Source organism: Saccharothrix variisporea (genome assembly GCF_003634995.1).
Classification (GTDB): Bacteria; Actinomycetota; Actinomycetes; order Mycobacteriales; family Pseudonocardiaceae; genus Actinosynnema; species Actinosynnema variisporeum.
The window spans coordinates 8,278,994-8,288,886 of the sequence record NZ_RBXR01000001.1 but is presented as its reverse complement, the minus strand read 5'-3'; the positions used below and the strand labels follow the sequence as shown (position 1 = coordinate 8,288,886).

At 69.2% G+C, this 9,893-nt stretch carries 4 protein-coding genes; 3 read left to right on the top strand and 1 reads right to left on the bottom strand.

All coding sequences use genetic code 11. The annotated features are described in order from the left end of the window. Positions 1 to 114 precede the first annotated feature (114 nt). Complete coding sequence (locus DFJ66_RS37855) at positions 115 to 3,522, top strand: NACHT domain-containing protein (protein ID WP_121232353.1); 3,408 nt, start codon at positions 115 to 117, stop codon at positions 3,520 to 3,522. Between the two features lie 38 nt (positions 3,523 to 3,560). Here DFJ66_RS37855 and DFJ66_RS37850 read toward each other — a convergent pair whose 3' ends face one another. After that, positions 3,561 to 5,510: an ATP-dependent Clp protease ATP-binding subunit gene (locus DFJ66_RS37850; RefSeq protein ID WP_246030081.1), complete on the bottom strand. Its 1,950-nt coding sequence runs from the start codon at positions 5,508 to 5,510 to the stop codon at positions 3,561 to 3,563. Between the two features lie 329 nt (positions 5,511 to 5,839). Here DFJ66_RS37850 and DFJ66_RS37845 point away from each other — a divergent pair, with 329 nt between their 5' ends. Together DFJ66_RS37845 and DFJ66_RS37840 are read left to right on the top strand one after the other, a co-directional pair. Then, positions 5,840 to 7,165: a M20/M25/M40 family metallo-hydrolase gene (locus DFJ66_RS37845; protein ID WP_211351447.1), complete on the top strand. Its 1,326-nt coding sequence runs from the start codon at positions 5,840 to 5,842 to the stop codon at positions 7,163 to 7,165. Positions 7,166 to 7,221: 56 nt separating this feature from the next. After that, positions 7,222 to 9,861 (top strand): AfsR/SARP family transcriptional regulator, encoded by a 2,640-nt coding sequence (locus DFJ66_RS37840; protein ID WP_342776993.1) that lies wholly within the window; start codon positions 7,222 to 7,224, stop codon positions 9,859 to 9,861. Positions 9,862 to 9,893: the final 32 nt, after the last annotated feature.

Genomic DNA, 9,893 nt, shown 5'->3' with positions numbered 1-9,893 from the left:
CCATAGTCATACACGCAGCCTCGCGACGCGCGCCACCGAGGCGCTCGCAGGAAGACTTTCCCTGCATCTGCGTATCGGACGAACATCGCGATGCCATTTTTCGAAGGAGTGGTCTTGCCGGAGAGCCGTTACAAGTACTTATATGAACGCCTGGGTGACCACGACTTCCAATTGTTGGTCAACGCCCTCTTGACGCTCCGCTTCGAGAACTACGTGCCACTGCCGTTGCGGCAGGCCGACGGCGGTCGGGATGGACTGGCGGTAACTCCACCGGAAGGCGTCGAGCCCGCGAAGAGCCTCGTGTACCAGGTGAAGTGGTCCGCCAACGGCAAGGAGAAAGACCCCGTCAAGTGGCTGGACGAGGTGGTGACCAAGGAGGAGGAAAGCCTCCGTCGTCTCGCCGCCGAGGGCGTGCGGCGGTACGCCTTGGTGACGAACGTGCCGAGTACCGGCAGTCCTGGCCGAGGCACGTTTGACCGACTCGGGTTGAAACTCGACGCCCATGCCAAAGAATTCGGACTCGAGCAGATGGTTTGTCATTGGCGTGAATCCGTCGATGGCATGGTCGACAGTGCACCGACCGAGATCAAGTGGCAATACGCCGACATGCTCGCAGGATGGGATCTCATACGGTATCTCATCAGCGATGAGGCTGCGGAGCGCAACGACCATGGTCTGCGTACTCTGCTGCGCAAGGTCGCGTCGGCGCAATGGGGCGACGACGAGCGCGTCAAATTCGGCCAGGTGGACATCGACCGTGAGAGGGTTGCCGACCTATTCGTCGACGTCAATGCGGACAGACTTCATGTTACGGGCCGTCGACGCGCAGAGCGTGCTACGCCCGAACCAGTGGGAGGTGCTGCCGCTCACCTCCTCGAACGAGGTGCCCGCTGCGTGCTCGTTCGCGGGGCCCCAGGACAAGGCAAGTCGACCCTTACACAGTTCGTTTCCCAGGTGCACCGCTCGGCCTTCCTACCCACCCGGCAAAGACCGGCGAACTTTCCCACGATCGACCAGCCCTTGTTCCCGCTGCGGCTCGATCTCAGCGATTACGCCCAGTGGCTGACAGGTGTCGACGTGTGGGCCAAAGACGCTCGGAAGGTGAACTCCACTCGTCCCGCCTCCCAATCGACGATCGAATGCTTCCTCGCTGAATTGATCAGCCACGCCGCAGGAGGCGTGTCGATCACCGCGGAGGTTGTACAGGGAATCTTCGAACGTGTACCGAGCATAGTCGTTCTCGATGGCCTCGACGAAGTCGGGCGATCAACCACGCGCGCGAAAGTCGTCGATGCCATCGACCAGTTCTGTCGTCGCGGAGAAGCGTATCAGACTCCGCCTCGCGTGATCGTTACGACGAGACCCAGCTCGAATGAACTCGCGGAGCCCTCGCCGGATCTGTTCGACACCTTGGTGTTGAAGCCCTTCGACTCCGGCCAGCGTGACGAGTACTTGCAGAAGTGGTGTTCCGTCCGGCGAGTAGTGGGCAGCGAAGGGCGCGCACTGCGGACCAGTTTTGCGGAGAAGAGTCGCGAACCCTACATCGGCGAACTCGCCGGCAATCCGATGCAATTGACGATCCTACTGGATCTGCTCCACAAGCATGGCGAAGCAACGCCGACACAGCGTACGGAACTATACGAATCCTACGTCGACCTGTTGCTGGCCCGCGAAGCCAACAAGCACCCGGTATCGGTCCGGAAGCATCAGAAGCAACTGCGCGAGATCGTCCCCTTCCTCGGCTGGTACCTCCAAGCACACAGCGAAGAAGACCCTGTGAACGCACAGATGTCCGTACGCGACTTGAAAGCCGCGATTCGCCACTTCCAGCACACCTACGGCAACCCGGAGACGATGGTCGACGAACTGTTCGAGGCGACCAGCGACCGACTCTGGGCCTTGACGAGCAAGAACGAAGGCATCTACGAATTCGAGGTGCTCTCACTCCGCGAGTACTTCGCCGCACGCTTCCTATACCGATACGCCGGCGAGGAGGTCCGGGACTTCGACAGGAATACCGTCTTCCGCGAACTGCTGCGCAGACCATATTGGTTGAACACCGCGCGATTCTACGGGGGCAACGCTGAGGGGGGCGATGTCTACGTCTTGGCCGACGGTATTCGCGACGAGGTTGTCGAGAAAAGCACTCCGCCGTCGGTTGTAGCGGCGTGGACGCTGCTGACGGATGGCGTGTTCACGAGCAGGCCCCGTCAGGTTCGCGACGTCCTGGGAAGTCTTTGCAGCGACCTCAACTTGAGCATCCTTCTCGACGCTTTTGACCGCGGCGAGATCACGCCTCTGCCGAACCTTCCGCAACTGCCGGCCGGGGACGGTCCGGACCCGACCTGGACCCGCCTGACCGAGCACCTCGCCAAGCACCCAGCAGACCCTGGCAACCCCGACCGAGTGCGGATTCTCAGGGAACTGCTCAACCAACGAGCCGATTTCGCCGCGTGGTGGGCCGATCAAACACGCGCAGCCGCAGGTACGCCGAGCGTGACTGCGTGGCTGCGGATGACCGCCGATTGCGAGGGTGCCGCCGGCATCGAACTCCACCTCGACGGACTGGACGTGTCCCGCCCGTTTGTCGCGCAGAGTGCGCTCAACACAGGCCTTGTGCCGCCCCCTGGCGGAGGGTTTGAAGCAGACCTCACGCGCGCCGTACTCGACGGATTGTGCCCTGACGTCAGTTCACTGCGCTCACAGCCCGCGCAAATCGCAGTCGCGTTGAGCATCGACGGTTTTCTCACCAACTCGGACAATGGCTTCACCGAAGCCGACGGTGCTGCGCAGCGCCGCCGCAGAGACGCCGTCAACCGCCTTCGCAGAGCAGGTTCACCATTCGCCGCCGTCGCCGCACTTCGTCGCTTCAAGACTGGGGAGAAGAGCAGCACATTTCCGTGGTCCAACGCCGCATCGGCACTGTTCGACTTGGCCGGACCCTGTTGGCTTGCCTCCCTCATCGCCATCGTCGGCGCTGCTTCACCCTTCAAACTGGCTTACACTCGACTAGCGGGCACCAAGCCCTTTGGCCCTGAGGCCCACCCGGCGACATTGTTGGGCGAGATTCGCAACAACTCCGGCAGCGCCTCGTGGTGGCGCGACCAATTGGACTCCGTCAACTCATTGGTTGAACGCGCCGGAGAGCAGACTACGGACGGGGATCTGGCACGTGGCGAATGGGCCCTTGCTCTGTGGTGCGTCGCCCCACCTCCTGTGATGTCCACACTTTTCGGAGAATGGCAGGCAGTGATCTTCCGACTTTCCGAAGCTCGACGCCACATAGTGGTCGACGCTGCCCGGCGCATCGGGAGCCACGGGTGGCTCAACCCGTTCACTACTGTCATCGAACCGGTGAACGACGAGATTGCAGATCTTATCAGCGTTCGGCACACACGCCGTCAAGATCCCTCAGCCGATACTTCTCCGCACCGAACGTCCATCGAGTCGCCGCCCTCTCTGCTCAGAGTGGCACGTGCCAATAATTGGTTCAAGGTCGACACCGCGGGCAGTTACCGATGACACTTCGCTAGCCAGCCGTGAGAACGCGAAGCCATGCCTCAGCCGGTGATGGTCAGGGCGGGGGTGGCGTTTTCGATCGTCACGACGACGTGGTGGCCGGGGCGCAGGTCACCGGACAGCAGGGCGCGGGACAGGCGGCGGTCCAGTTCTCGCGAGATGGTCCGGCGCAGCGGGCGGGCGCCGAACTCCGGGACGTAGCCGGTGGTGGCGAGCCAGTCCACGGCCTCGTCGGTGACGTCCAGGGTGATGTCCTGGGCGCGCAGGCGGTCGCGGGTGTCGTTGAGGAGGAGCTTGGTGATCTGGCGCAGGTGGTCGGCGTCCAGGCCGCGGAACAGGATCACCTCGTCCAGGCGGTTGAGGAACTCGGGGCGGAAGTAGCGGTGCAGGGCGACCATCAGCGGGTCGCGCAGGTGGTCGGTGGTGGTGGCGGTGAGGAGCTGGTCCGCGCCGATGTTGCTGGTCATGATGATGACGGTGTTGGCGAAGTCCGTGGTCCGGCCGTGCGCGTCGGTCAGGCGGCCGGCGTCCAGGACCTGGAGCAGGGTGTTGAAGACCTCCGGGTGCGCCTTCTCGACCTCGTCCAGCAGGACCACCGAGTACGGCGTGCGGCGGACCGCGCCGGTCAGCTGGCCCGGGTCGTCGTAGCCGGCGTAGCCGGGTGGTGCGCCGGTCAGGCGGGTCACGGTGTGCTGTTGCGCGAACTCGGACATGTCCAGGCGGATCAGGCGGTCCGGGGAGCCGTACAGGGCCTCGGCCAGCGCGCGGGCCACCTCGGTCTTGCCGACGCCGGTCGGGCCCAGGAACAGGAACGACCCCGTGGGGCGGTTCGGGTGCTTCAGGCCCGCCCGGCCCAGGCGGACGGCGTCGGCCACCGCCTCGACGGCCTCGTCCTGGCCGACGATCCGGCGGTGCAGCTGCTCTTCCAGGTGCAGCAGGCGGTGTCGCTCGGGCTCGGTGAGCTGGGTGACCGGGATGCCGGTGCTGCGGGACACCACCTCGGCGACGTCGTCGGCGGTGACCTCCGGGGCGTCGGCCAGGGCGTTGCGGGCGGCGGCGAGGGCGGCTCGGGCCTCGGCCAGGCGGGGTGAGTGTTCTTCGTCGAGGCGGCGGACCTCGGCTTCGAGGGCGTCGATGTCCGGGGGCGGCGTCTTCTGCCGCAGGCGGACGCGCGCGCCGGCGCGGTCCATCAGGTCGATGGCCTTGTCGGGCAGGAACCGCTCGGTGACGTACCGGGCGGACAGGTCCACGGCGGCGCGGACGGCCTCGTCGGTGACGCGGACGGCGTGGTGGCGTTCGTAGCGACCGCGCAGGGCGGTGAGGATGGTGACGGCCTGGGCCGGGGTGGGTTCGTCCACCAGGACCGGTTGGAACCGGCGTTCGAGGGCGGCGTCCTTGGCGATGTGCCGCTGGTAGTCCTCGACCGTGGTGGCGCCGACGAGTTGCAGGCGGCCGGTGGTGAGGGCGGGTTTGAGGATGTTGGCCGCGTCCATGACCGCGCCTTCGGCGCTGCCGGCGCCCACGACGGTGTGCAGTTCGTCGATGAACAGGACGATCATGCGGTTGGTCGCGGCGACCTCGTCGATCACGCCCTGGAGACGTTCCTCGAACTCGCCCCGGTACTTGGAGCCGGCGACCATCGCGGCCAGGTCGATCGAGATCAGCCGCCGCTCGGCCAGGGTAGGCGGGACGTCGCCGGAGGCCATGCGGGTCGCGATGCCCTCGACGATCGCCGTCTTGCCGACGCCGGGGTCGCCGATCAGGACGGGGTTGTTCTTGGTGCGCCGGGACAGGACCTCGACCACTTCGTCGATGACGTCGTCCCGGCCGACCACCGGGTCCAGGGTGCCCTCGCGGGCGGCGGCGGTGAGGTCACGGCCGAAGCGCTCGGCCCGGCGGGTCGGGGACGCGGGCACGCCCAGGCCCGCGAAGAGCCTGCCGACCAGGTCTTCCAGGGGGTTCGAGCCGAAGCCGAAGAAGTCGTCCGGCACCGTGGGCCTCCTCCGATCCGCCGACGACTCCCATGGTCCTCGCGCGCGGCCCGGGCGCAAGGGATGTGGGAGGTGGAGGGCGCGGCGGATCAGGCACGGCCGGCGCGCGGGAGCGGCGGAACGGGCGGGCGGGACCGGCGCGGCAAGGCGGGCGAGGCGGCGCCGGCGGTGGGGCGAGGCGGCGCGGGCGCGGGCGGGGTGGGCCGGAGCGGGTGTGGGGTGGGCGGGAGCGGGTGCGGGTGCGGGGTGGGCGGACTCGGTCGGTGTGAGGCGTGAGGGGGTTGGGGCCGGGTCGTCCCAGGTCGTGGACCCAGTGGTAGGAAGGCGGGGTGAGCAACGTCGAAGAAGGCCTCCGGGTGGCGCAGGACGAGGTCGTCGGCCTCGCCAGTGAGCTGATCAGGATCGACACCACCAACACCGGGGATCCCGCGACGCTCGTCGGGGAACGCGAGGCGGCCGAGTGGGTCGCCGAGAAGCTCGAAGAGGTCGGGTACGAGACGACCTACGTGGAGTCCGGGGCCAAGGGGCGCGGGAACGTCGTCGCGCGGTTGGCCGGGGCCGACCCGTCCCGCGGTGCGCTGCTGGTGCACGGGCACTTGGACGTGGTGCCAGCCGACGCCTCCGAGTGGTCGGTGCACCCGTTCTCCGGTGCGGTGCAGGACGGGTACGTGTGGGGGCGCGGGGCCGTGGACATGAAGGACATGGTCGCCATGTCCCTGGCCGTGGCCCGGCGGTTCAAGCGGGACGGTGTGGTGCCGCCGCGGGACATCGTGTTCGCGTTCCTCGCCGACGAGGAGGCCGGTGGTCTGTTCGGCGCGAAGTGGCTGGTGGACAACCGGCCCGAACTGTTCGAAGGGGTCACCGAGGCGATCAGCGAGGTCGGCGGCTTCTCCATCACGCTCAAGGACGACGTCCGCGCCTACCTGGTCGAGACCGCCGAGAAGGGCATCCGGTGGCTCAAGCTCCGGGTCCGCGGCACCGCCGGGCACGGCTCGATGATCCACCGCGACAACGCGGTCGCCAAGCTCGCGGCGGCGGTGACCAAGCTCGGGCAGCACCGGTTCCCCGTCGTGATCACGCCGTCGGTGCGGGAGTTCCTCGACGGCGTCTCGGAGATCACCGGCCTGGACTTCCCCGAGGACGACATCGAGGGCGCGGTCGGCAAGCTCGGCGCGTTGTCCCGCATGATCGGCGCGACGCTGCGCGACACCGCCAACCCCACCATGCTCTCCGCCGGGTACAAGGCGAACGTCATCCCCTCCGTGGCCGAGGCCACTGTGGACTGCCGCATCCTGCCCGGCCGCGAGGAGGCCTTCGACCGGGAGCTGGCCGAGTTGCTGGGCCCGGACGTCGAGCGAGAGTGGATCGGCCTGCCGCCGGTCGAGACGACGTTCGACGGCGCGCTGGTGGACGCCATGACCGCGTCGATCACCGCCGAGGACCCCGGCGCGAAGGTGCTGCCGTACATGCTCTCCGGCGGCACGGACGCGAAGTCGTTCCAGCAGTTGGGAATCCGGAACTTCGGGTTCGCGCCCCTGAAGCTGCCCGCCGACTTGGACTTCTCCGGCCTGTTCCACGGAGTGGACGAACGCGTGCCCGTGGACGCCCTCCAGTTCGGCGTCCGCGTGCTGGACCGGTTCCTGCGCAACAGCTAGCACTCGGAGCTCGCATAGGGTTCGGCCGACGCGAAGCCCCGGCGGAGGGTGGTGTGGTGGTCGAGGTCCTGGTGCTGGGTGAGGTGGTGGCCCGGGTCGACGGGTGTCCGGTCGACCTCGGGCCCGCCAAGCAGCGGTGCGTGCTGGCGGCGCTGGCGCTGGAGGTCGGTCGGGTCGTGCCGGTGGACCGGCTGGTCGAGTGCGTGTGGGGTGTCGACGCGCCGCGCCGCCCCCGGGAGACGCTGGCCACCTACGTGTCCCGGCTGCGGCACCTGCTGGCGCCGGCCCGGATCGAGCGGCGCGCGGGCGGGTACGTGCTGGTGCTCGACGAGGACGCCGTGGACCTGCACCGGTTCCGGGCGCTGCGCGGCAGGGACCTGGCCGAGGCGGTCGCGCTGTGGCGCGGCGACCCGCTGACCGGGCTGGAGGGCTCCTGGGCCGAGGGCGAACGGCAGCTGCTGCGCGAGGAGCGGCTGCGCGCCGAGTGCGACCTGACCGACCAGCGGCTGCGGGCCGGTGAGGGCGAGCAGCTGGTGGCCGAGCTCGCCGCGCGGACGGCCGAGCACCCCTTGGACGAGCGGGTCGTCGGGCAGCACATGCTGGCGCTGTACCGGGCGGGCCGGGTCGGGGCCGCACTGGAGGAGTTCCGGCTGGTCCGGGCCAGGCTGGTCGAGGAACTGGGCACCGACCCCGGCCGCGCCCTGCGTGACCTGCACGAACGCATCCTGGCGGCGGACCCGGCGCTGGACGCCCGCGCGGTCGTGGTGCCCCGCCAGCTGCCCGCCCCTCCCCCGCGCTTCACCGGCCGCGCGGAGGAGCTGGCCGCGTTGACCCAGGCGCTGGACGAGCGGGGCACGGTGGTGATCTCGGCGATCGCGGGCACCGGCGGCATCGGCAAGACGTGGCTGGCCCTGCACTGGGCGCACCGGCACGCGGACCGCTTCCCGGACGGGCAGCTGTTCGTGGACCTGCAGGGCTTCAGCCCGACCGCCCCGCTGGACCCCGGGACCGCGCTGCGCGGCCTGCTGACCGCGCTGGGCGTCGAGCCCCGGGACGTGCCCGCGGACCTGGCGGCGCAGGCCGGGCTGTACCGGAGCGTGCTGGCGGACAAGCGGGTGCTGGTCGTGCTGGACAACGCCCGCGACGCGGCCCAGGTGGTGCCGCTGCTGCCCGGCAGTCCCGGGTGCGCGGTCCTGATCACCAGCCGCAACCGGCTGACCGAGGTCGTCGCGCGCCACGGCGCCCGCCCGCTGGCGTTGGACGTGCTGGGCGCGGCGGAGTCCCGGGAAGTCCTGGTGTCCGTGCTGGGCGAGCGCGAGGACGTCGACGACCTGGCGGCCCGCTGTCACGGCTTCCCGCTGGCGCTGGGCATCGTGGCCGGGCGGGCGGCGGCGAACCCGTGGCTGCCGTTGGGTGCGCTGGCGGCGTCGTTGCGGGAGGGTCTGGGCGCGCTGGACGACGAGAACCCGGCGGCGAGCCTGCCCGCGGTGTTGTCGTGGTCGGTCGAGGCGTTGAGCGCGGAGCAGGCGCGGGCGTTCGCGTTGCTGGGTCTCGCGCCGGGCGCGGACTTCGGGTTGCACGCGGCGGCCAGTCTGACCGGTTTGCCGGTGGAGCGGGTGCGGGACGTGCTGCGGGCGTTGGAGGACGCGCACCTGGTGCGGCAGCACGCGCCCGGCCGGTGGTCCATGCACGACCTGGTCAAGCTGTACGCGGCCCGGGAGGTGGCTTCGTCGGCGGCACTGGGGCGGGTGGTGGACCACTACCTGCACACGGCTTTTGGTGCCGACCGGTTGTTGGACCCGCACCGGGTGCCGATCGAGCTGGGTCCGTGCACCGGGGTGCCCGTGGAGCTGCCGGACGAGGCCGCGGCCATGGCGTGGTTCGAGGTCGAGCACGCGAACCTGCTCGCCGTGCAGCGGGTGGCGGCCGACGAGGCGGTGTGGCGGCTGGCGTGGTCCCTGGACAACTTCCTGGTGCGGCGTGGGCACCTGGTGGACACCGTCCTGGTGTGGCGGGCCGGGGTCGCGGCGGCCGACCGCTTGGGCGACCCGGTGGCCCGGACCCTGGCGTACCGGCGGCTCGGGACCGCAGCGGGCGAGGCCGGGTTGCACGAGGAGGCACTGGACCGGTTGCACTCCGCGTTGGAGTTGGTCACCCGGACGGGTGACCGTCAGGCGGAGGCGCACATCCGCAACAACCTCGCGGGTGCCTACGAGCGGCAGGGGCGGCCGGCGGACGCGTTGGAGCACGTCGGCGAGGCGCTGCGGTTGTACCGAGAGCTGGAGCTGCCGATCTGGGAGGCGTACGCGCTCAACGCGCTGGGGTGGTTGCAGGCGAAGCTCGGGTCCTACGAGCCCGCGCGGACGTCGTGCCTGGCGGCGCTGGAGTTGGCGCGGCGGCACTCGTACGTGAACGTGCAGGCGAACATCCTGGACAGCCTCGGGTTCATCGACCACCAGACCGGGCGGTTCGAGGAGGCGCTGGCGCGGTTCGAGGAGGCGCTGGAGTTGTGCTCTTCGTTGGGGGAGACGTACAGCGCGGCCAACACCCTGGATCGGATGGGTGAAACCTGCCGGGTGATGGGTGATGTCGCGCGGGCTCGGGGGTGTTGGGAGCGGGCGTTGGAGGGGTACCGGGAGCAGGGGCGGGGGCGGGACGTCGAGCGGGTGGAGGGACGGCTGGCCGCGCTGGGGTAGAGCCACACCACACGGCAGCACAGCCACCACTG